Annotated in this window: 18 protein-coding genes; 11 read left to right on the top strand and 7 right to left on the bottom strand. The window is 74.0% G+C overall.

The annotated features are described in order from the left end of the window. Window positions 1-52: 52 nt before the first annotated feature. Both pip and AC07BF_RS12310 read left to right on the top strand, forming a co-directional pair. Entirely contained in the window at window positions 53-1,006 is a 954-nt protein-coding gene (gene pip, locus AC07BF_RS12315; protein ID WP_363629686.1) for a prolyl aminopeptidase, read from the top strand. 120 nt (window positions 1,007-1,126) lie between these two features. Further along, entirely contained in the window at window positions 1,127-2,125 is a 999-nt protein-coding gene (locus AC07BF_RS12310; protein WP_363585589.1) for a YdcF family protein, read from the top strand. Window positions 2,126-2,245: 120 nt separating this feature from the next. On the opposite strand, the gene AC07BF_RS12305 is transcribed toward AC07BF_RS12310, so the two are convergent. Beyond that, window positions 2,246-2,830: a PaaI family thioesterase gene (locus AC07BF_RS12305; RefSeq protein ID WP_400329178.1), complete on the bottom strand. Its 585-nt coding sequence runs from the start codon at window positions 2,828-2,830 to the stop codon at window positions 2,246-2,248. A 200-nt stretch (window positions 2,831-3,030) separates the two neighbouring features. On the opposite strand from AC07BF_RS12305, the gene AC07BF_RS12300 reads away from it, so the two are divergent. Beyond that, a complete protein-coding gene (locus AC07BF_RS12300) occupies window positions 3,031-4,473 on the top strand; it encodes an extracellular catalytic domain type 1 short-chain-length polyhydroxyalkanoate depolymerase (protein WP_400844526.1) in 1,443 nt (480 codons plus the stop codon). A gap of 23 nt (window positions 4,474-4,496) precedes the next feature. Here the strand turns inward: AC07BF_RS12300 and mca are convergent, their stop codons facing one another. Beyond that, on the bottom strand, window positions 4,497-5,450 hold the full coding sequence (gene mca / locus AC07BF_RS12295; RefSeq protein WP_478333325.1) for a mycothiol conjugate amidase Mca: 954 nt from the start codon (window positions 5,448-5,450) through the stop codon (window positions 4,497-4,499). Between the two features lie 174 nt (window positions 5,451-5,624). On the opposite strand from mca, the gene AC07BF_RS12290 reads away from it, so the two are divergent. The 4 genes from AC07BF_RS12290 (at window position 5,625) to murQ (ending at window position 8,996) form a co-directional block, all read left to right on the top strand. Next, a complete protein-coding gene (locus AC07BF_RS12290) occupies window positions 5,625-6,371 on the top strand; it encodes a TetR/AcrR family transcriptional regulator (RefSeq protein ID WP_400987473.1) in 747 nt (248 codons plus the stop codon). Between the two features lie 96 nt (window positions 6,372-6,467). Beyond that, a complete protein-coding gene (locus tag AC07BF_RS12285; protein ID WP_363621847.1) occupies window positions 6,468-7,148 on the top strand; it encodes a DUF6445 family protein in 681 nt (226 codons plus the stop codon). Between the two features lie 157 nt (window positions 7,149-7,305). Next, window positions 7,306-7,923, top strand: a complete 618-nt coding sequence (locus AC07BF_RS12280) for an HAD family hydrolase (RefSeq protein WP_363621849.1) — start codon at window positions 7,306-7,308, stop codon at window positions 7,921-7,923. 170 nt (window positions 7,924-8,093) lie between these two features. Continuing rightward, window positions 8,094-8,996, top strand: coding sequence for an N-acetylmuramic acid 6-phosphate etherase (gene murQ / locus AC07BF_RS12275; protein ID WP_478333324.1), 903 nt, complete (start codon window positions 8,094-8,096; stop codon window positions 8,994-8,996). 25 nt (window positions 8,997-9,021) lie between these two features. On the opposite strand, the gene AC07BF_RS12270 is transcribed toward murQ, so the two are convergent. Beyond that, complete coding sequence (locus AC07BF_RS12270; protein WP_363585597.1) at window positions 9,022-9,669, bottom strand: TetR/AcrR family transcriptional regulator C-terminal domain-containing protein; 648 nt, start codon at window positions 9,667-9,669, stop codon at window positions 9,022-9,024. A gap of 122 nt (window positions 9,670-9,791) precedes the next feature. On the opposite strand from AC07BF_RS12270, the gene AC07BF_RS12265 reads away from it, so the two are divergent. Then, a complete protein-coding gene (locus AC07BF_RS12265; RefSeq protein ID WP_363629674.1) occupies window positions 9,792-11,102 on the top strand; it encodes an MFS transporter in 1,311 nt (436 codons plus the stop codon). Window positions 11,103-11,140: 38 nt separating this feature from the next. Here the strand turns inward: AC07BF_RS12265 and AC07BF_RS12260 are convergent, their stop codons facing one another. Beyond that, window positions 11,141-11,668 carry a YcxB family protein gene (locus tag AC07BF_RS12260; RefSeq protein ID WP_363585599.1) on the bottom strand — a complete coding sequence of 176 codons (528 nt, stop codon included), beginning with the start codon at window positions 11,666-11,668 and terminating at the stop codon, window positions 11,141-11,143. A gap of 207 nt (window positions 11,669-11,875) precedes the next feature. Between AC07BF_RS12260 and AC07BF_RS12255 the strand changes: the two genes are divergently transcribed. Continuing rightward, window positions 11,876-13,315 carry a hypothetical protein gene (locus tag AC07BF_RS12255; protein ID WP_478333323.1) on the top strand — a complete coding sequence of 480 codons (1,440 nt, stop codon included), beginning with the start codon at window positions 11,876-11,878 and terminating at the stop codon, window positions 13,313-13,315. A 137-nt stretch (window positions 13,316-13,452) separates the two neighbouring features. On the opposite strand, the gene AC07BF_RS12250 is transcribed toward AC07BF_RS12255, so the two are convergent. Next, window positions 13,453-14,922 (bottom strand): glutamate synthase subunit beta, encoded by a 1,470-nt coding sequence (locus AC07BF_RS12250; protein WP_363585601.1) that lies wholly within the window; start codon window positions 14,920-14,922, stop codon window positions 13,453-13,455. A 237-nt stretch (window positions 14,923-15,159) separates the two neighbouring features. Here AC07BF_RS12250 and AC07BF_RS12245 point away from each other — a divergent pair, with 237 nt between their 5' ends. Beyond that, window positions 15,160-15,840 carry a response regulator transcription factor gene (locus AC07BF_RS12245; RefSeq protein WP_363629670.1) on the top strand — a complete coding sequence of 227 codons (681 nt, stop codon included), beginning with the start codon at window positions 15,160-15,162 and terminating at the stop codon, window positions 15,838-15,840. Then, a complete protein-coding gene (locus AC07BF_RS12240) occupies window positions 15,837-17,228 on the top strand; it encodes a sensor histidine kinase (RefSeq protein WP_400987465.1) in 1,392 nt (463 codons plus the stop codon). Before AC07BF_RS12245 ends, AC07BF_RS12240 begins: the two co-directional genes overlap by 4 nt. A 130-nt stretch (window positions 17,229-17,358) precedes the next feature. Here AC07BF_RS12240 and efeB read toward each other — a convergent pair whose 3' ends face one another. Then, complete coding sequence (gene efeB, locus AC07BF_RS12235; protein ID WP_400987463.1) at window positions 17,359-18,684, bottom strand: iron uptake transporter deferrochelatase/peroxidase subunit; 1,326 nt, start codon at window positions 18,682-18,684, stop codon at window positions 17,359-17,361. Further along, window positions 18,684-20,753: an iron uptake transporter permease EfeU gene (gene efeU, locus AC07BF_RS12230; protein WP_363629666.1), complete on the bottom strand. Its 2,070-nt coding sequence runs from the start codon at window positions 20,751-20,753 to the stop codon at window positions 18,684-18,686. The genes efeB and efeU overlap by 1 nt, the downstream gene beginning before the upstream one ends. Between the last annotated feature and the right edge of the window lie 153 nt (window positions 20,754-20,906).

The following is a 20,906-nucleotide window of genomic DNA, read 5'->3' as shown; positions in this document are numbered from 1 at the left end:
GCGAGCGCCCGCTAGGGTCTGTCCGGCCGCACGTCCACGGAGGAGTTCCGCGATGCCCGAGCTGCACCCCCACTACGAGCCCTACGCGCAAGGCCTGCTGGACGTCGGAGACGGTCAGCGGATGCACTGGAACGCCTCCGGCAACCCGGCTGGCAAACCCGCCGCGATCGTGCACGGCGGGCCCGGATCCGGCCACCGGCCGGGCACCCGGCGGTACTTCGACCCCGAGCGGTACCACGTGGTCCAGTTCGACCAGCGCGGCTGCGGACAGAGCCTGCCGCACGCCGCCGACCCGACGACCGGGCTGGAGCACAACACCACCGAGCGGCTGATCGCGGACATGGAGCGGCTGCGCGAACACCTCGGCATCGAGAAGTGGCTGCTGTACGGCGGCTCCTGGGGCTCGACGCTGATCCTCGCCTATGCCCAGGCCCACCCCGAGCGGGTCTCCGAGATCGTGCTCTGCGGCGTCACCACGACCCGCCCCGAGGAGACCGACTGGCTCTACCGGGGCGTCGCCCGCTTCCTGCCCGGCCCGTGGGAGGAGTTCCGGAACTTCCTGCCGGCCGCCGACCGCGACGGTGACCTGGTGGCCGCCTACAGCCGGCTGCTCAACAACCAGGACGAGACCGTCCGGCGGGCCGCCGCGAACGCCTGGGCCACCTGGGAGGACGCCGTCATCGCGCACGAGGCGCTGGGCAAGCCGAACGCCTACAGCGACCGCCCCACCGACGCGCTGATGGCGTTCACCCGGATCACCGCGCACTACTTCGCGCACCACGCGTTCCTGGCCGACGGCCAACTGCTGCGCGACGCCGGACGGCTGACCGGCATCCCAGGCGAACTGATCCACGGCCGCCTCGACCTCGGCTCGCCACTCGACACCGCGTGGCGGCTGGTCCAGGCCTGGCCGGAGGCCCGACTGACCGTCATCGACGAGTCCGGGCACACCGGGAGTCCGGCGATGACCGAGGCGGTCCTCACCGCGATCGAGCGGTTCGCCTGACCGGTCCGCTCGGCCAGTCCGCCCGGCCGGTTCGGGCGGCTGGTTCGGGCGGCCGGTCCGGGCGGACGGTTCGGGCGGACGGCCGGTTCGCGCTAACGGCCTCCGCCTACGATACGAAGCATGATCGCCTATGTCCCAGCCGCCCTGTTCTTCCTGTTGTTCGGAGTCGGGGTACTACGCGACCGCCGCCAGTTCAGCAATGCCGTCCTGCTCGGCATCGCCGTCTCCCTGCTCGCCCTCGCCCTGCTCGCCGAGCTGCGCAAGGCGCCCACGCTGGTGATGGGACTGGCAGCGGTGGCGATCATCCTGCTGCCGGCCCTCGGCACGGCGGCCCTGGTCTGGTTCCTGATCGCCAACGGCCTGACCATGATCCGCAAGGAGGGCAGACGGCCCGCCAACCTGCTGTCCCTCCTCGCCGGGCTGGGCATCCTCGCCGTCATCGCGCTGCTGCTCGCGGCCCTGGCCACCCGCTCGCACCAGCTGGGCGTCCTGGCGGGCACCGCCGTCCTGGTGGTCGGCTACATCTCCTTCCTGTTCGTCTGCTTCGTCGGCTACGCGTTCCTCTACGGCCGCCACCGGCCGCGCCGGAACGTGGACTTCGTGGTCGTCCTCGGCTCCGGCCTGATCGGCGGCGAGCGCGTCCCGCCGCTGCTGGCCAGCCGGCTCGACCGGGGCCGGGAGGTGTACGACAAGCAGGCCGCGCGCGGCAACCCGCCGGTGCTGATCACCTCCGGTGGCCAGGGCCCGGACGAGAAGCTGCCGGAGTCCCACGCGATGGCCGACTACCTGACCGGGCGCGGCTTCCCGGCCGAACACATCGAGCGCGAGGACCGCTCCCGCACCACCGAGGAGAACCTGCTCTTCAGCAAGGCCATCATGGAACAGGCCAAGCCCGACTACCGCTGTGTCGTGGTCACCAACAACTTCCACGCCTTCCGGGCGGCGCTCACCGCCCGCAAGACCGGCGTCAACGGGCAGGTGTTCGGCTCGCCGACCGCCGCGTACTACTGGCCGAGCGCGACGATCCGCGAGTTCGCCGCCGTGTTCCTCTCCCACAAGCTGGTCAACTTCGGGATCTGCGGCCTCCTCGCGCTCTGCGGGCTGCTCGCGGCCCTCTGAACCGCAGCCGACCCCGGGCCCCGGCCGCCGCAGCGACCGGGGCCCGGCCGCACCTTCAGCCGAACCTCAGCCCAGACCTCCGACCAGGCCTCCGGTCAATCCACCGGTCAGGCCATCAAGTCAGGCCACCGGGCGGGGCGCCAGGATCGCGCAGGTGGTGGTGGCGTGCGCGTAGAGCTTGCCGTTCTCCACCCCGACCACCCTGGCCTCGGCCGTCGCCATCGTCCGGCCCAGATGCAGCACCAGCCCCTCGCAGCGCAGCGGCCCCGAGTCGGCGAACAGCGGGCGCAGCATGTGGACGTTCAACTGCGTGGTGGTGTAGCCGATCCCGGCGGGCAGCCGGCTCAGCACGGCGCAACCGAGCGCCGAGTCGAGCAGAGTGGCGAGGTAACCGCCGTGCACGGTGTTCATCGGGTTGTAGAGGTGGTCGCCGAGTTCGCCCTCGAACACTGCCGTACCCGGCTTCACCTCGGTCAGGTGGAACCCCAGGGTGCTGCAGATCGCGGGCTCCTGAATCCGGCCCGCGAGGATCTCGTGCAGAATCTCCTCTCCGCTCAGGTGTGGGAAGGCGGAGATCGGCGGGCCTGCCGTCCAGGTGTGCGTCCGGGTCCGGGGCGCCTGGCCCTCCAGGGACTGCTGGCCTTCAAGGAGCTCCTGGCCCTCCGGGGACGTCGCGCCGCCGGGGTCTGCCTCGTTCGTCGTCATGGGATCAACCTGCCCTGTTCGCGCACGCCCCTCAAGTGCCTTCCGGGGTACGGCCGGCGCGCGTCCCCCTGGCATCGGACCATGGCGGTCCACGCCATGGCGGCGCGGTGGACCTCGGGTGGCCGTCACATGGCACCGGGGCGCGGGGCGCGCCACGCTGCACGGCATCCGCCCCCACTCCTCCCCACCCAGGAGCCCTCATGTCTCTCCGTCCTGCCGCCGCCGCGTTGCTGACGGCCGCCGCACTCGCGATCGGCACCACCGCACCCGCCCCGGCTGCGGCCGACACCGTGAGCGGGACCTTCCAGCAGGTCACCGGATTCGGCGCCAATCCGGGAAACCTGGCGATGTACTCCTACACCCCCGCCGGACTGCCGAGTGGCGCGCCGCTGGTGGTCGCGCTGCACGGCTGCCTGCAGACCGCCAACGACTACTACCGCAACTCCGGTTGGACGACCTTCGCCGACCGGTACGGCTTCGCGGTCGTCTTCCCGCAGACCAGCAGTGCCAACAACAGCCTCTCCTGCTTCAGCTGGTTCGACGCGACCAAGGACGCCCGGGGCGCCGGCGAGGCCGAGTCGGTGATCGAGATGGTCGCCAAGGCCAAGGCCCTGTACGGCTCGGACGACCGGCGGGTGTTCGTCACCGGACTGTCGGCCGGCGGCGGGATGGCCTCCGACCTGCTGGCCGACTACCCGAACGTGTTCGCCGGCGGGGCGATCGACTCCGGCCTCCCGGCCCAGTGCGCGACCACCCAGGGCGCCGCCTCCGGCTGCCAGAACTCCGACCAGGGGCTCACCCCGGCCCAGTGGGGCGACAAGGTCCGGGCCGCGTACCCGGGCTACGCCGGGCCCTGGCCCCGGGTGGCGATCTGGCAGGGCAGCGCGGACACCGTGGTCAGGCCGGTGAACGCGACGGAACTGCGCGACCAGTGGACCAACGTCCAGGGTGTCGGCCAGAGCCCGACCAGCACCCGGAGCCTGCCGGGCGGCACCACCGAGGAGGTCTACGCCGACGCGGGCGGGCGGCCCGCCGTGGCGCTGTTCACCATCGCCGGGATGGGCCACGGGCTGGCCGTCAACCCCGGCTCCGCAGCCGACCGGTGCGGGGCCACCGGCAGCTACTTCCTCAACACGATCTGCTCCAGCTACTACACCGCGCAGTTCTGGGGCCTCGACGGCGGCACGGGGCCCACCAACCCCGGCCTGCCCGCCCCGACCGGGCTGACCGCGACCCCGGCGGGCCAGGGCTCGATCGCCCTCGCCTGGCAGGCCGTCAGCGGGGCTGCCTCCTACCAGGTCTACCGGGAGGGCGCGATGGCGGGCAGTGCCACCGGCCCGTCCTTCACCGACACCGGGCTCGCCCCCGGCACGTCGTACGGCTACACCGTGGCGGCGGTCGACCCGTCGGGGGCCGTGGGCACCCGATCGGCGGCGGTGACGGCGACCACCGGCGGCGGCGCCGCGCAGTGCTTCACCGACAGCAACTACAACCAGGTCCGGGCCGGGCGGGCCACCCAGAGCGGCGGCCTGACCTACGCACTCGGCTCGGGCCAGAGCATGGGCCTCTGGAACACCTTCGTGACGCACACCCTGAAGCAGACCGGCCCGGGCTACTTCGTGCTCGCCGACGGCCAGTGCTGAGCGGGCGAAACCCGACCTCCGGCTCATCCGTCCCCCTCTCCTTGGCGCAGCCCCGCCCCTCCTGAGCGCAGCCCGGCGAACAGGTCGGTCTCGGGCCCCTCGTCCTCGCTCTCGCTCTCGCCTGGCACCAGGCTCCGGGCGAGGTGGTAGTCCTCCGTCGGCCAGACCTCGCGCTCGATGTCCCGCGGGTGGGCCATGAACGCGACCCCGGGCTCGATCTGGGTGGCGTGCGCCAGCAGTGCCGCGTCCCGTACGGCGAACTGCTCGGCGCACGCGATCCGGGTGGTGGTGGCGAGGGCGGGCGGGGTGTCCGGCCAGTCCGCGAGCAGTGCGCCCATGCCCGAGGGAACACCCCGCTCCGTCATCGCGTCGTGCAGGGTCTGGAACCAGGCTCTGGAGAGCGCCAGGTGGTAGTAGAGCTTCGCCGCCTGCCAGGGCTCCCCCGCCTCGGGGTGGCGGCCCGGGTCGGCGGCGGCCTCGAAGGCCTCGACCGTGACCTGGTGGGTCATCACGTGGTCGGGGTGCGGATACCCCCCGGTCTCGTCGTAGGTGACCACCACGTGCGGACGGAACTCCCGGATCAGGGCGACCAGCGGCGCCGCGGCGGCCGCCACGGGCTGGTCGGCGAAGCAGCCCGCCGGCAGCGGTTCACCCGGGCCCGGCATGCCCGAGTCCACGAAGCCGAGGAACTGCTGGCGCACGCCGAGGACGCCCCGGGCGACCGTCATCTCCTCGCTCCGGATCCGGGCGAGGTCCGCCCGGACCTCGGGGCGGTCCATGGCCGGGTTGAGCACCGAGCCGCGCTCGCCGCCGGTACAGGTCGCGACCAGGACGTCCACCCCCTCGGCCGCGTACCGCGCGAGGGTGGCAGCGCCCTTGCTGGACTCGTCGTCGGGGTGGGCGTGGACGCTGAGCAGGCGGAGCCGCCCGGTGTGCTGGGTGAACATGGCGCCTCCGTACGTGGCCGATGTGGTCATGCGCCCTCCCCGGGTCGTCCGTCCGGCGGCCACTCCGACCGCCTGGAAGGAACTTAGGACGAACCCAGTGATTAGGTCAAGCCTAATTTCTGGGTCCGACCCAGCCAACTGCGCTACGCTGCCCCCATGACGGAACCCACGACGGAACCCACGACGGAACCCACGACGGAAACCGTGACGGAACCCACGATGGGCACGACGGGGCCCACGACGGGGCCCGGGGCCACCCCGACCCTGCGCGAGCTCAACAAGCGCCGCACCCGCGAGGCGATCTCGCACGCCGCGACCAGGCTCTTCATCGACCAGGGCTTCGACCGCACCACCATCGCCGAGGTCGCGACGGCCGCCGGCGTCGCCAAGATGACCGTCACCAACCACTTCCCGCGCAAGGAGGACCTCCTCCTCGACCTGCACGAGGAGATCGTCGGCCGGCTCGCCCGGGCGGTCGCCGAGCGTGCGCCCGGCGAGTCCGCCCTCGCCGCGCTGCGCCGCGACTGCCTGGCCGGCCTCGACCGGCACGACCCGCGGCTCGGCTTCTCCGGCCCGGCGTTCGCCCGCACCGTTTCCGACAGCCCCGCCCTGGTCGCCCGGCTGCGCGAACTGCACGAGCAGAGCGAGGCCGCCCTGGCCGAGGCCCTGGCCGGGGCCACCCGCCCCACGACGACAACCGGCACTCCGTCCGGCGCATCGCCCGACACACCGGTCAGCACACCGGTCGGCCCACCGGTCGACTTCGAGAGCCGGGTGGCCGCCGGGCTCCTCGCCGCCGTCGACCGCACGGTGTTCACCGAAGTGTTCCGCCGGCTGCTGGCCGGCGACGAGGCCGCCGCCATCACGGCGGCGGTGCGCCCCTCGGCCGTCCGGGCCTTCGACCGATTGGAGGGCGCCCTGGGCACCTTCGCCGTCCGGCCGGGCTCCTGACCTGCGGCGCGAGGTGCCCGCCCATGGACAGCCCTTGACGAAAGGTTGACCTGCTCACGGCAGAAGGTTGACGACCGCCGCCCCTATCGTCGGCCCATGCCCTCACAGCCCATCAGGCCCACCACCCTGCCGGTCCTGCCCTACCGCAAGCCCACCCGAGGCCGGGACTACTGGGTCCTGGACAACGTCCTCACCGACCCGGACGCCGTCCGCGAGCGCTGTCTGGCCCGCGGCGACTGGACCGAAGGCTACCCGTACCGCCCCGAGACCTGGCCCGGCCTGCGCACCATGCCCGGCCTGGAGCCCGACGAGCTGGCCCGGGTGGAGGCCCTGGTCCGCAAGGCCACCGGCGCTTCCCGGCTCTGGGTGCAGAGCACCCCGGGCGGCGGCACGCTCAACCACAACTGCGTCCAGGTCGTCGGCGCCGGGGAGTCGGAGTCCCGCCCGCACACCGACTCCCGCGCGCTCTGCCGCTACGCCGCCGTGCTCTACCTCAGCCCGGGCGCGCCGAAGGACGCCGGCACCAGCTTCTTCCGCCAGCAGTTCCCCGGCGGACGCCTCGGCGGGAACCTCGTCAACGCGCCGCACAACAATCTGGTCGAGGCGCTCGGCACCCGCCACGTGCCCGCCGACCACTTCACCGAGGACGTCCGCGTCCCCAACCGCTACAACCAACTGCTCCTCTACCACGCCAACCTCATGCACAGCGCGACCTCCTACTACGGCACCGAGCTGCCGGAGCGTCGGATGACGGCCGTCTTCTTCTGGATGGCCTGACGGGCCCACAGCACGCCCTGCCGCCCGACGCGGCCACCGAACGCGCTCGCCGGAACCTCCGAGGACTCACCGCCCCCTTGACCCGGCCCCGCCCGCACCCCTGAGAGTGGCAGGTGCGGGCCGCGCCACGGCGGCCGCAACGGAGAGGGGACCACCCGTGAACGCACCCTGCCTCATCCTCGACATCGGCGGCGTCCTGGAGTACACGCCGAGGACGGGCTGGCCGGAGCGCTGGGAGCGCCGGTTGGAGCTGCCGCCGCACGCGATCGACGAGCGACTGCGGGACGTCTGGCGGGCCGGCGCGATCGGCGGCATCACCGAGCCGGAGGTGCGCGAGCAGGTGGCCGCCCGGTTGCACCTGGGCCCGGCCCAGGTCGAGGCCTTCATGGCCGACCTCTGGGAGGAGTACCTGGGCACGCCGAACGAGGAGCTCATCGCCCACGTGCGCGGACTGCGCGGGCGGGCCCGGCTCGGCATCCTCAGCAACAGTTTCGTCGGCGCCCGCGAACGCGAGGTCCCGCTCTACCGGTTCGACGAGCTGGTGGAGCACATCGTCTACTCGCACGAGATCGGGACCGGCAAGCCCGACCCGCGTGCCTACGAGATCACCTGCGCCGCCCTGGGCGTCAGCCCGGTCGACTGCCTCTTCGTCGACGACCACGCGCCCAACGTCGAAGCCGCCCGGGCGGTGGGCATGCAGGCCCATCTGTTCGAGGACAACGCACCCGCCATCGCCCGCATCGCCCGTCACCTCGGCGACGGCGACGCCCGTTGACGGGCTGAGCACTCACTCCGCACGTGGAGGGCATCACGGGCACACCGGTCGCTCCCACCGCGCCTTTCCCGGCGTCCGCCATGGCGCCGCCACGACCGAGGACCCGGAGACCACCACCACGCGCGGCCCCGCGCCGATTGGCGACCGCCATGTCCGGGGACGCTGGCCGCATGGACCAGGACGCCCTGCCGCCGACCGAGACGATCCGCCCCGACTGGGCCGGGATCGACCAGCTGCCGACCACCGACCTGCTCCGCCTGATGAACGCCGAGGACCGCACCGTCCCCGCCGCGGTGGCCGGGGAGTTGGTCCGGATCGCCGCCGCGGTGGACGCCACGGCGGCACGGATGGCGGCCGGTGGGCGGCTGGTCTACGCCGGGGCGGGGTCCGCCGGGCGGCTCGGAGTGCTGGACGCCGCCGAGTGCCCGCCGACCTTCGGCACCGATCCGGGCCTGGTGGTGGGCCTGATCGCGGGGGGCGGGACCGCCGTGACCGGGGCCGTCGAGGGCGCCGAGGACCGCCCGGAGCTGGCGGCGGCCGAGCTGGCCGCGCTCCGGCTCACCCCGGCCGACACCGTGGTGGGCGTCTCCGCCTCCGGCCGCACGCCGTACACGGTGGCGGCCGTCCGGACCGCACGGGCGGCCGGGGCGCTGACGGTCGCACTGGCGTGCAACCGGGGCTCGGCACTGGTGGCGGCGGCCGAGCTGGGGATCGAGGTGGAGGTCGGCCCGGAGGTGCTGGCTGGCTCGACCAGACTGAAGGCGGGCACGGCACAGAAACTGGTGCTCAACATGCTGTCGACGGCCGTCATGGTCCGGCTCGGCCGGACGTACGGCAATCTGATGGTCGACGTCCGGGCCACCAACGCCAAGCTCCGCGCACGGGCCCACCGGATCGTCACGGAGGCCACCGGCGCCGACGAGGCTGCGGTCCGCCACGCGATCGCCGCCACCGGAGGCCGGGCCAAGGACGCGATCCTGGTCCTGCTCGCGGACGTGGACGCGCCGACCGCCGCCCGGCAGCTCGCCGCCTCCGGCGGGCGGCTGCGCGAGGCGCTGCACGCCCACCGTTAGGCGCTGTCCGGCCGATCACGGCCGGTCACGCGGGCCCGTCCGTCCCGAGCGCCTCGCGCGCGATCTCGGCCCGGAAGCCCTCGATCAGGACGCGCAGCCCGTACTCGAAGTCGGCGTCGTGGTCGGTCATGCGCAGCACGTCGGCCGCCTCCCGCAGCAACGGGAGGTCGCGCAGGACCTCGTCCGGGAAGGGCGGCCGGGCGCGGTCGGCGGCGTCCTGTCGCCAGGCCTGCTCCTCGGTGACCCAGCCCATGATGTAGCGGTCGATGGTGAGCAGCAGCCGCAGCGCGGTGCGGGGCCGCAGGCCGGCCTGCCGGAGGGCGTCCAACTGGGCTTCGACGGCGGGCAGTTCGTCTTCGGTGGGCAGCGTTCCGGCGTGCACCCGGGCGCCGTCGCGGTAGGCGAGCAGGGCGTGGCGCTTGGCGCGGGCGTCGGCGGCCAGCCAGTCCGGCCAGTGCTCCGGATCCGGGCTGCGGTCGGCCGGGAGGGCCTCGGCGAGCATCGCCTCGGCCATCAGGTCGAGCAGTTCCCGCTTGTTCTTGAAGTGCCAGTACAGCGCGGGTGACTGGACGCCGAGTTCGCGGGCCAGCCGCCGGGTGGTCAGGCCGTCGATGCCTTCCTCGTCGAGTACGCGCAGCGCGGTGCGCACCACCTCGTCGCGTTGCAGCGCCACCGCCGGCCACCTCTCCGTTATCCGCTTGCCCACTCCACCTTATCGCCGCTAAGTTCCGAGCTGGAATTTATCAGTGATAAGGAGAGCCGTCGTGATCGACGGCCCGAAGGGACCACAACCCCATGACCCCAGGAACGGACCGCCCCAGGTCCCGACTGCTGCCGAACACCGCGCCCTGGCGGTCCTCCCGCGACTTCCGCCTCACCTGGACGGCCGGTACCGTCACCCTGCTCGGCTCCGTCCTCACCATGACGGCGATCCCGCTCCAGATCGCCGACCTCACCGGTTCACCGCTGGCCGTGGGCGCGGTCGGCGCCGTCGAACTCCTGCCGACCATCGTGTTCGGCCTCTACGGCGGCGTCCTCGCCGACCGTGCCGACCGCCGCACCGTCGCCCTGGTCACCGAACTCGCACTCGCCGCACTGAGCGCCCTGCTGCTCGCCAACGCGCTGCTCGGCACCCCCGCGCTCTGGCCGCTGTACGCGGCCGCCGGACTGGCAGCGGCACTGCAGGGCCTTCAGCAGCCCTCGGCGGAGGCGATGATCCCCCGGCTGGTGCCGCCCGACCAACTGGTGGCGGCGGGCAACCTGCTCTCGCTGCGCTGGAGCATCGCCGGACTGGCCGGCCCGGCCGCCGCCGGGGTGCTGATCGCCACGGCCGGCGTCCCGGCCGCCTACCTGGTCGACCTCGGCACCTTCCTGGTTTCGATCGCCCTGCTCACCCGGGTCCGGCCCGTCCCCTCGCAGCGGGACGCCGAGGCACCGCGGCTGCGGGAATTCGTCGACGGCGCCCGGTACGCGGCCCGCCGCCCCGACCTGCTGGGCACCTACCTCGCGGATCTCGCGGCCACCGTCTGTGCCCTGCCGACCGCGCTGTTCCCCTTCCTCGCCCAGGAGTTGGACGCGGTGTGGGCGCTCGGCCTGCTCTACTCGGCCGCTGCGGCGGGCGCCCTGCTCGCGGCCGCCACCGGCGGCTGGACCGAGCGGGTCCACCGGCACGGCCGGCTGGTGCTGCTCTGCGCCGCCTTCGTCGGCGCGGCGACGGCCGCGGCCTCGATCGCCCCCGGCCTGTGGGCCGTCCTGCTCTGCCTGCTCGTCGCGGGCGGCGCCAACCAGATCGGCGACACCTTCCGCAGCGCGATCTGGAACCAGTCCATTCCGGACGAACTGCGGGGCCGCGCCGCCGGCCTGGAGATGCTGATCGGCTCCGCCGGCCCCGCCCTCGGGGACCTGCGGGCTGGCGGCCTCGCCGCCCGGCAGGGCATCCGCGTCGCGCTGCGCACCGGCGGTCTGCTCTGCCTGGCCGGCACCGCCGCCCTGTCGGCCGCGCTGCCCGCGCTCTGGCGCTACGACCAGCGCGACCAGCTGAACACCCGCGACCAACCCGACCGACACCACCAGCCCGTCCGGCCCGACCAGCAGTCCACGCCATGACCGCCCACCTCGACAGCGGCGGACCGGGGCGCCGCCCCTCAGCCCCGGGCGGGCACCGTGGCGTGCCGGGCGATCAACGCGCCGAGCCGGCCCGGGTCGCCGGTGCCGCGCTTGGGCAGCAGGGTCAGCACGTGCGTCTGCTCGTCCCCGCCCAGCAGGACGAAGAGTCCGGGCGTCTCCAGGTAGTGCGGAAGCTCCCGCCAGGCGAGTTCGGTGCTGGACACCGCGTTGGTGACGGTCACCCCGGCCTCGCCGAGGACGATCCGGAACTCACCCTTGTCCGCCGCCATCCGCCGCACCTGACGCAGTTGCAGCCAGGGCAGTCCGACCACCAGCAGCAGCGCGGCCGCGAGCATCACCAGCGCCGGTGGGCCCACCGTCCGGTCGGCGACCGAGAGCACCACCGCACCGGCCCCGGCGCAGGAGGCGGTCAGGTACCTCGACCGCCGGGACCGTCGACCCGCCGCCGTACCCCGGGCCCGGGCCGCGAAGGCCGCCCGGAAGTCCGCGGTCGTCGGCGTGTAGCGGACCTCGACCGACTCCTCCACCCGCTTGCCACCGTCCACCCGAACCCCCTCCGACGCATCTGCCGCCGGATGCTAGCAAAAGCCGTGTGCACCCGATCCATCACCCTCTCCGTCTCCTCCCGGTGACGAGATTCCGCCGCTCCCGGGCGGGCATCGTTGACCTCCCGCCGCACCCGGCGGTTGGCTCACCACGAGCCGGCCGCCGGGGAGTTCGACGCGGCCGGCCGCACCCAGGGGAGGAACCGGATGACTCGCGCACGTTCCGCACCACACCTGCTGCGCGCGGCCGGCGCGCTGGCGGCGGCCGCGCTGGCCGCCGTCACGGTGGCGACGCCCGCCCAGGCGGACGCGCCGCGCGGCCGCACCGAACGGGTATCCGTCGGGCTCGGCCAGAGGCAGACCGACGGCGCCTCGGACGCCGCCGGTCTGAGCGCCGACGGCCGCTTCGCCGTCTTCACCTCGAAGGCCGCCAATCTGGTTCCCGGCGACACCAACGGCACGTCGGACGTCTTCGTCCGGGATCTGTGGACCGGCCGGACCGAACGGGTCAGCACCGGCGCGAACGGCGCCCAGACGGCCGACGACTCCTTCAACGCCACGATCAGCGGCGACGGCCGCTACGTGGCGTTCAGCTCCTACGCCACCAACCTCGCCCCCGGCGGGAACCTCGGCTTCGAGGACGTCTACGTCCACGACCGCTGGACGGGGACCACCGAGCTGGTGTCCACCGGACACGACCCGGCCAAGCCGCAGGCCGGCCGGCAGTCCAGCCACCCGTCGATCAGCTGGGACGGCCGGTACGTCGCCTACCAGTCCAACCGCTCCGACCTGGCCCCCGGCACGGTCACCTGGACGGGCGGCAACATCTACGTCACCGACCGCTCGACGGGCGGGACCCGCCTGGTCAGCGTCGGCGCGGACGGAACCGAGGCGAACGCCTCCTCCGCCGAGCCGGTGATCAGCGGGGACGGCGGCTCGGTCGGCTTCATCTCGAAGGCCACCAACATCATCGGCCAGGACAAGCCCGGCGCCCTCGCCGCGAAGGCCGCCGCCGAGCTCGACGGCGTCTCCGACGAGGAGTTCGTCCGCGACTCCTTCCGGCACGACGACCAGCCGACGATCCTCAAGCCCCGCTTCTACCCGCTCTACGTCCGCGACCTCCGCGACGAGCAGAGCGTCCTGGTGAGCACCGACGGGGCGGGCGGCTACCGCGGGGCGGCCTCCCCGGCGCTCAGCCGGGACGGCCGCTACGCCGTCTACTCGGCGCTGCTCCAGGACGGCAACGGCCCCCGGGGGCACCACTTCGAGGTGTACGTCCGCGACCTGGAGGAGGACACCGAGACCCTGGTCAGCGCCGGGCTCCCGGGGACGAAGACCTCCGGCGACTCTTACCACGCGCAGATCACCGCCGACGCCCGCTGGGTCTACTTCGACTCCGACGCGGCGAACCTGGTGCCAGGGGACACCAACAACGCCGGGGACGTCTTCCGGCGCGACCTGCGGACCGGCCGCACCGAGCGGGTCAGCGTGGCGACGGACGGCTCGCAGACCGCCGGCGCCTCGGAGCGGCCGTTCGTCGACGCCCTCGGCACCACGGTGCTGTTCACCTCCGAGGACGGCACGCTCGTCCCGGGCGACACCAACCAGGCCCCTGACGTCTTCCTCCGCCGGCTGCCGCTGCTCTGACCCGAAATCGACCGGGCCCGGCCCCGCTCACCGCACCGGCAGCAGATACCCCACACCGCAATGGGTTGCGCGGAGGTGCGGCCGGGCCGCCGGGCCCGCCCGCACGCCCCTCAGAGCAATGAACGCCCGCGCGCCCCTCAGAGCGTGAGCGCCCGCGCCGACGCCCGGATCGGCGCCGGGAGTTCGGTGCCGCCGCGCAGATGGCGGTCCACCGCCGCGGCCGCCGCCCGCCCCTCGGCGATCGCCCACACGATCAGTGACTGCCCGCGCCCGGCGTCCCCGGCGACGAAGACGCCCGGCGCGCCGGTGGCGAAGTCGTCGTCCCGGGCCAGGGCGCCGTCCGGGCCGGTGGTGAGGCCGAGTTGGGCGATCAGCCCCTGGTCCGGCTCCGGGCCGCTGAAGCCCAGCGCGAGCAGCACCAGCTCCGCCGGGATGCTCCGCTCGGTGCCGGTCCGGGGGCTGCGGTCGGCCGGTTCGGCCTCGGCGAAGCGGACGGCGGCCAGCCGGCCGTCCGGTCCGGCCTCGAAGCCGACCGTGGTCGCCGCGAACACCCGGGGACCGGCCGCCGCGGCCCCCGACTCCTCGTGCGAGGTGGTCTCCCGGTACACCTTCGGGTGGACGGGCCAGGGCTGCTCCGGCGCCCGGCACACCGGCGGACACGGGTTGATGTCGAGCTGGGTGACGGAGGCCGCGCCCTGGCGCAGCGCCGTCCCCAGGCAGTCGGCCGCGGTGTCCCCGCCGCCGACGATCACCACGTGCCGACCCTCGGCGGACACCGGCGGGGCCGCGCGGTCGCCCTCGTCGACCCGGTTCGCCCAGGTCAGGTAGTCGATCGCCTGGTGCACGCCGGGCAGGGCGCACCCCGGCACCGCCAGCTCCCGGCAGGCGGTCGCACCGACCGCCACCACCAGCGCGTCGCACCCGGCCCGTAGTTCCCCGGCCGCGAGGTCCCGGCCGACGAACACCCCGGTGCGGAAGTCCGTGCCCTCGGCCCGCATCTGGTCGAGCCGCCGGTCCAGCCGGTGCTTCTCCAGCCGGAACGGCGGGATCCCGTAGCGCAGCAGCCCGCCGGGGCGGTCGGCCCGCTCGTACACCGTGGTGGCGTACCCGGCCCGGGTCAGCTGTTGCGCGGCGGCCAGGCCCGCCGGGCCCGAGCCGACCACGGCCACCCGCCACCCGGCGCCCCGCTCGGGCGGCTGCGGCAGGTCCCAGCCCTCTTCCCAGGCCCGGTCGGTGATCGCCAGCTCGACGTTCTTGATCGCCACCGCCGCGCCGTCGATCGCCAGCACGCACGCGCTCTCGCAGGGTGCCGGGCAGAGCCTTCCGGTGAACTCGGGGAAGTTGTTGGTCGCCAGCAGCCGGGCGGCGGCGGCCCGCCAGTCCGCGTCCGCCACCAGCCGGTTCCACTCCGGCACCAGGTTTCCCAGCGGGCAGGCGTGGTGGCAGAACGGCAGCCCGCAGTCCATGCACCGGCCCGCCTGCCCGCCCACCACCGGCAGCGGCGTCCGCGGCCGGTACACCTCCCGGGAGTCCCCCAGTCGCTGCTGTGCGTCCCGCCGCTCGCGCTCGGCGCGCGGGGTGGTGAGGAAGGCCATCCGGTCTGCCATCGCGGCCTCCGGCGGGGTGTGCCGACAAGGACCCGGTGGCGCCCCCGGCGGACACGCCACCGTGTGGCCACCGTACGCCCCTCCCCGGCGCTGCGAAAGCCGCGGCCGGCACGGCCACCGGCCGGGCCCGGACCCGCCGGACGCCGCCCTCGCCCAGACCCTTCCCCCAGACCCGTCACGCGCCGCCGCCCGGACCCGCCGGACGCCGCCGTGGGCGCGCCGGGGAGAATCGGGGCCATGACCCACACCGTGCTGATCGCCGAGGACGACCGGGCCATCCGCGACTCCCTCACCCGCGCCCTCCAGCTGGAGGGCTACCGGGTGAGCACCGCCGCGGACGGCGCGCAGACCCTGGCCGCCCTCACGGAGCAGCGCCCGGACCTGCTGGTGCTGGACGTGATGATGCCCGGCCCGGACGGCCTGGAGGTCTGCCGCCGCCTGCGCGCCGACGGCGACCGCACCCCGGTCCTGATGCTCACCGCCCGGGTCGAGGTCCCGGACCGGATCGCCGGGTTGGACGCCGGGGCCGACGACTACCTGGTCAAGCCCTTCGACGTGGACGAGCTGTTCGCCCGCCTGCGCGCCCTGCTGCGCCGCAACGCACCCGAACCCGCCGGGGGCGTCCTCGCGGTGGCCGACCTGCGGGTCGAGCCGCACGCCCGGCGGGCCTGGCGGGCCGGGCAGGAACTGGAGCTCTCCCGGACCGAGTTCGACCTGCTGGAGCTGCTGACCCGGCACGCGGGCTCGGTGCTCGACCAGGCCACGGTGTACGAGCGGATCTGGGGCTACGACTTCGGCCCCGGCTCGAAGAACCTCGCGGTGTTCATCGGCTACCTGCGCCGCAAGCTGGACCGGCCCGGCCTGACACCGCTGATCCACACCGTCCGCGGCGTCGGCTACACGCTGCGCGAGTCGTGACCGGCCGGGGCCGGTCGCGGCCGCGGCCGCTGTGGCCGCGCCCGGGGCTGCGCACCACCGTCTCGCTCGCCTTCGCCGCGATGGCCGCCCTGGTCGCGGTGCTGATCGGCGCGCTCGGCTACCACTCCGCCGCCCGGCTGATCCGGGACGACGAGGGCGCCGACTTCACCGCGGCCGTCCAGGCGGTGCACCAGCAGGTCGGCCGGGAGATGCTGTTCCCCGGCGACTTCAACGGCACGGGCGGCCTGAGCGAGGATCTGCTGCGCCCGATCCGGGTCACCTCGCAGTCCCTCGGCCCCGACGGGGAGGTGCTGCCCGGCACCGCCCGGATCGACCTCCGGCCGACCCCGGAGGACCGCTCCCTCGCCCGCTCCGACGACCCCGGCCAGACCTCGTCCGGGCTTCGGCACGTGCACGGCGACACCTACCGGGTGGCCGTGGTCTCGCTCGGCGGCGGCCGCGGCGCGGTCCAGATCGCCCAGCAACTGGGCCCCACCGAGCACCTGCTGGCGACGCTGCGGATCCGTACCGGGGTGTCGGTGGCGGTGGTCGCGGTGCTCGCGGGCGGGGCCGGCTGGCTGCTCGCCCGGCGGATCACCGGCCGGCTGGTCCGGCTCACCGACGCGGCCGAACTGGTCGCCGCCAGCGGACGGTTGGACGTTCCGGTGCCGGCCGCCGGAACGGACGAGGTCGGCCGGCTCGGCCGGGCCTTCGACCGGATGCTGGGCCGGCTCGCCACGGCCAAGGAGAACCAGCGCCGGCTCGTCCAGGACGCCGGGCACGAGCTGCGCACCCCGCTGACCAGCCTGCGCACCAACCTCTCGGTCCTGCCCAGCCTGGACCGCCTGCTGCCCGCCGAACAGGCCGCACTGATGGCCGATCTGGCCGAGGAGGCAAGGGAGTTGACGCTTCTGGTGGAGGAGCTGGTGGCACTCGCCGCGGACCGGAAGGCCGACGAGGAGCCGACCGAACTGGTGCTGGCCGAGCTGGTGCGCGAGGCCGCCGCACAGGCCCGGCGGCGCAGCGGCCGGGAGATCACCGTGGACGCCGACGACACGGTGGTCACGGCCCGCCCGGACGCGCTGGCCCGGGCGGTGGGCAACCTGCTGGACAACGCCGCCAAGTTCGACCCGGCCGGGAAGGCCCCGATCGAGGTGGTGGTGCGCGGCCGCCGGGTCGAGGTGCGCGACGGCGGGCCGGGGATCGACGAGGCCGACCTCTCCCGGGTCTTCGACCGCTTCTACCGGGCCACCGCCGCGCGCAGCCTGCCCGGTTCGGGGCTGGGCCTGGCCATCGTGCACGAGGTGGCCGGCTCGCACGGCGGCGAGGCCTTCGCCGCCAACCGGGACGGCGGCGGCGCGGTGATCGGCTTCACCCTCGGCCCGTAGGGCGTGTCCTCGACCTCCCGTCCGCGTGGCGGCTCCGGGGCACGCGCAACGCCGCCGGGCCCCGGGCACGCGGCAGCGCCCGGGGCCCGGCGTCACGTCGGCCGCCGTGAGACCGCCCGTCAGACCGCCGTCAGACCGCAGCGAGCAGCCCGCGCCCGAGCCAGTCGGCGTTGTCCTTCACGCCCGGCAGGACGAAGAAGTACCCGCCGCCGGTCGGCGAGATGTAGTCGACCAGCGGCTCGTCGACGAGCCGGGTCTGGGTGGCCTCGAACTGCCGCACCACGTCCTGCTGGTAGCAGCAGAACACCAGGCCCATGTCCAGGTTGCCGGCCTGGTCGACGCCCCGGTCGTAGTTGAAGCCGCGGCGCAGGATGCGCGAGGTGTCGGTGTCGGCGGTGCGCGGGTTGGCGAGCCGGATGTGCGCCTTGAGCGGGATCGCCTTGCCCTCCGGGTCCTTGCCGTAGTCCGGCGCGTCGGTCTCCTGGCGGCCGTCCAGCGGCGCGCCGGTGTCGCGGCGGCGGCCGAACATCTTCTCCTGCTCGGCGAGGGTGACGCGGTCCCAGAACTCGATCAGCATCCGGATGATCCGGATCACCTGGTAGCTGCCGCCGGTCGCCCAGGCGGGCTCGCCCAGCCCGTCGGTGACCCAGATCAGCCGGTCCATCTCGCGGGCGGAGGTGGTGTCGGGGTTGACGATGCCGTCCTTGAAGCCGAGCAGGTTGCGCTGGGCGCCGTCCGGGCGGGACTCGCTCTGGAAGCCGTCGATCCGCCAGAGGATCTGCATCGCGCCGCGCGTGTGCCGGGTGATGTCGCGCAGCGCGTGCAGCACGGTGTCCTGGCGGTCGGCGCAGATCTGCAGCGAGAGGTCGCCGTGGAGTTCGGCGGCCTGAAGATTGTCGTTGGGGAAGGTCTTCATCGGGGCCAGCTTGGTCGGCTTGGCCTTGGCCAGCCCGTACCGGTCGTCGAACAGCGAGGCGCCGACGCCGACCGTGACGGTCAGGTTGTCGGTGGGCACGGTGGGGCCGAGGATGCCGCTGTCGGCGGGCGGCGCGCCGACGCCGAGGTCGGGCGGGGTGCCGCCGGCGGTGAGGAAGCGGATCCGCTCGGTCAGGGTCTTGAGGAGGTCCTCCAGGCCGTTGCGGTCCTGGGCTATCACCTGGCAGGACACGAAGGCGGCGTAGCCGGGGGCCGGGGTGGTGACGCCGGCCTGGTGGTCGCCGTGGAACGGGACGACTCCGCTCTTCGCCTGGCGGCTGTCCCCGGCTGAGGCCGGACCGGCGGCCAGGGTGAACGCCCCGCCCGCCATGACGGCCGCTCCGGCGCCGGCGCCGAGGGCGGTCCGGACGAAGCTGCGGCGGGCCGGGCCGGCCGGGCAGCCGCCCTCGGCGACGGCCGGGGCGGGCGCGGCGGCGTGCGGGAACGGGCAGGAGCCTCCGGCAGCGGTGTGGTCGGTCATCAGGCGGCCTTCCGGATCTCGAGCAGGGCGGGGATGGGGGCGAGGTCTTCGAGCAGTTGGCCGGTGGCGCCGTTGAGCTGGCGGCGGGCGTCGGCGGGGAGCTGCTCCAGTGCGGTCCAGCCCTCGGGCTTGTGGGCGGAGGCGACCAGGTCGCCGACCCGCTTCATCCCGGCGTCGACGCGGGGGAGCAACTGCGGGTCGCGCTCGTCGAGCAGCGGCTGCAGGACGGTCAGCAGTTCCCGGGTGCCGGCCAGGTTGGCCTGGGTGGTGGCCAGGTTGGTGCCGCTGCCCTGGTCGGTGTCGCCGGTGAGCTCGAACTGGAGGGTGTTCTCCAGGATCTCGTGGGCGCGCAGCGGGAGGTCTCCGGGGTCGAAGTCCTGGCCGGGGAAGTCCTGCCCGAGCTTGGCGACGTCGGCGGCCAGCTGGTCGGCGACGGGCGTCAGGTCGGCGGCGGACTGGCCGTGCCACAGGCCGTACTCCAGGCGCAGGAAACCGGTGAAGTCCTTGTCCTGGGCCTTGTCGGCGAGCCCGTCGGGCCGGCCGTCGATCTTGCCGTCGAGGTCGGCGAAGGTGCCGTAGGCGGCGCCGAGCGAGGCGTACTGGAGGTGGGCGGTGAGCCAGTCGGCCTTGGCGGTGGCGAGGTCGCCGCCGTGGACGTCGGCCTGGAGCTTCTGGGTCTGCGTCAGCAGGGTCGCGAGGCCCTTGTCGACGTAGTCCTTGTAGGCGTCGAGCGGGCCCTTGAGGTCGTCCTCGGCGACCGGCTTGACGGCCTTGACCTGGCCGCCGCCGGTGACGTGCACGGCGGCCGAGGTGACGGACGTGCCGCCGGTGGGCACACAGCGCCACGCGTAGTCGCCGGAGCCGATGGTCGCGGTCAGCGCGCGGGTGGTGCCGGGGGCCAGACCCTCGATCTCGCCGTAGACGGCGCCGCTGGCCGGGTTGACCAGGTAGACCTCGGAGACCTTGTCCCCGGTGTTGTGCATCTGGAAGACCTGCTGGCCGGGCAGCGGGGTGCTGAAGCCCTTGCCGCACTCCTGCTCGGAGACGGACACGGTGGCGGAGCTGCCCTGCTTGCCGTCGCTGACCGCGATCACGGCCCCGGCGACCACCACCGGCACCGCGACCAGCGCGGTCGGCACGGCCCAGCGCGGCCGTCCGGACCGCACCGGCCCGGCGGCCTCGGGCGCGGCCGCCCCGGCCTTCTCGCCCTGCGTCGCCTCGCCCTGCGCCGCCTTCCCGGCGGCCGGAGCGGTCTTGCCGCCGCGGACGCCCTCGACGAACAGCGTCATCACGATGCACAGGTAGGCGAGGTAGCCGACGACCTGGAGGACCGTCATGGTGACGGTCAGGTTGAGGGTGCCCTGCACCAACGTGGCGTACCAGGAGGAGGCGTCCAGGTGGCCGCTCAGGTCGAAGGCGTACGAGCTGCCGCCGCCGACCAGCCCGGACTCCTGCAAGTCGCGCAGGCCGTAGCCGAGCACGCCCGCCGCGACCACGATCAGGCCGACGCCGGTGATGGTGAAGAACCGGGTGAGGTTCATCTTCAGCGCCCGCCGGTACAGGCCCCAGCAGAGGCCGGCCGAGAGCACCAGGCCGACGGCCGCGCCGAGCAGCGGCCCGGTGGACTCCCCGGCGGTGCGCACGTTGGTCCACAGGAAGAGCGAGGTCTCCAGCCCTTCGCGGCCGACGGCCAGGAAGCTGGTGAGCACCAGCGCGCCGGCGCCCATCGCCAGCGAGGCCTGGACCTTCTCCTTCAGCTCGGCGGAGAGGGTGCGCGCCGAGCGGCGCATCCAGAACACCATCGCGGTGACGAAGCCGACCGCGATCAGGCTCAGCACCCCGCCGAACGCCTCCTGGGCGTGGCCGGAGAGGTTGGCGGCGGTGAAGGTGAGCACCGCGCCGAAGCTGAGGCTGAGCGCGATCGCCGCCGCGACACCGGTCCACACCTGCGGCAACCGGGCCTTGTGCCCGAAGCGGACGAGCGTGGCGACCAGGATCGACACGATCAGTCCGGCTTCCAGACCCTCGCGCAGCCCGATCAGAAAGCTGGGAAACGCCTCATCCCACATGCAGCGGGCTCCTCCCCCGGTCACCCCGGGTCGTACCTGAACTCGGCGGCCCGCCGCGGGTGGCGGCGGCGCGGCACAGCCGAACGCCCCGGACACGGGGGTCCAGGGCGCTTCGACTTAGCTTAGGCAAACCTTAGAGCCGCCGCGGTCAAC

Source organism: Kitasatospora sp. NPDC043950 (genome assembly GCF_056435345.1).
Note: the sequence above shows the minus strand (reverse complement) of the source record. Positions and strands in the feature narration are given on the sequence as shown.

Coding starts and splice junctions, on each gene's coding strand:
- pip (WP_363629686.1), top strand. CDS start 53: ATGCCCGAGCTGCACCCCCACTACGAGCCCTACGCGCAAGGCCTGCTG.
- AC07BF_RS12310 (WP_363585589.1), top strand. CDS start 1,127: ATGATCGCCTATGTCCCAGCCGCCCTGTTCTTCCTGTTGTTCGGAGTC.
- AC07BF_RS12305 (WP_400329178.1), bottom strand. CDS start 2,830: ATGACGACGAACGAGGCAGACCCCGGCGGCGCGACGTCCCCGGAGGGC.
- AC07BF_RS12300 (WP_400844526.1), top strand. CDS start 3,031: ATGTCTCTCCGTCCTGCCGCCGCCGCGTTGCTGACGGCCGCCGCACTC.
- mca (WP_478333325.1), bottom strand. CDS start 5,450: ATGACCACATCGGCCACGTACGGAGGCGCCATGTTCACCCAGCACACC.
- AC07BF_RS12285 (WP_363621847.1), top strand. CDS start 6,468: ATGCCCTCACAGCCCATCAGGCCCACCACCCTGCCGGTCCTGCCCTAC.
- murQ (WP_478333324.1), top strand. CDS start 8,094: ATGGACCAGGACGCCCTGCCGCCGACCGAGACGATCCGCCCCGACTGG.
- AC07BF_RS12265 (WP_363629674.1), top strand. CDS start 9,792: ATGACCCCAGGAACGGACCGCCCCAGGTCCCGACTGCTGCCGAACACC.
- AC07BF_RS12255 (WP_478333323.1), top strand. CDS start 11,876: ATGACTCGCGCACGTTCCGCACCACACCTGCTGCGCGCGGCCGGCGCG.
- AC07BF_RS12250 (WP_363585601.1), bottom strand. CDS start 14,922: ATGGCAGACCGGATGGCCTTCCTCACCACCCCGCGCGCCGAGCGCGAG.
- AC07BF_RS12245 (WP_363629670.1), top strand. CDS start 15,160: ATGACCCACACCGTGCTGATCGCCGAGGACGACCGGGCCATCCGCGAC.
- efeB (WP_400987463.1), bottom strand. CDS start 18,684: ATGACCGACCACACCGCTGCCGGAGGCTCCTGCCCGTTCCCGCACGCC.
- efeU (WP_363629666.1), bottom strand. CDS start 20,753: ATGTGGGATGAGGCGTTTCCCAGCTTTCTGATCGGGCTGCGCGAGGGT.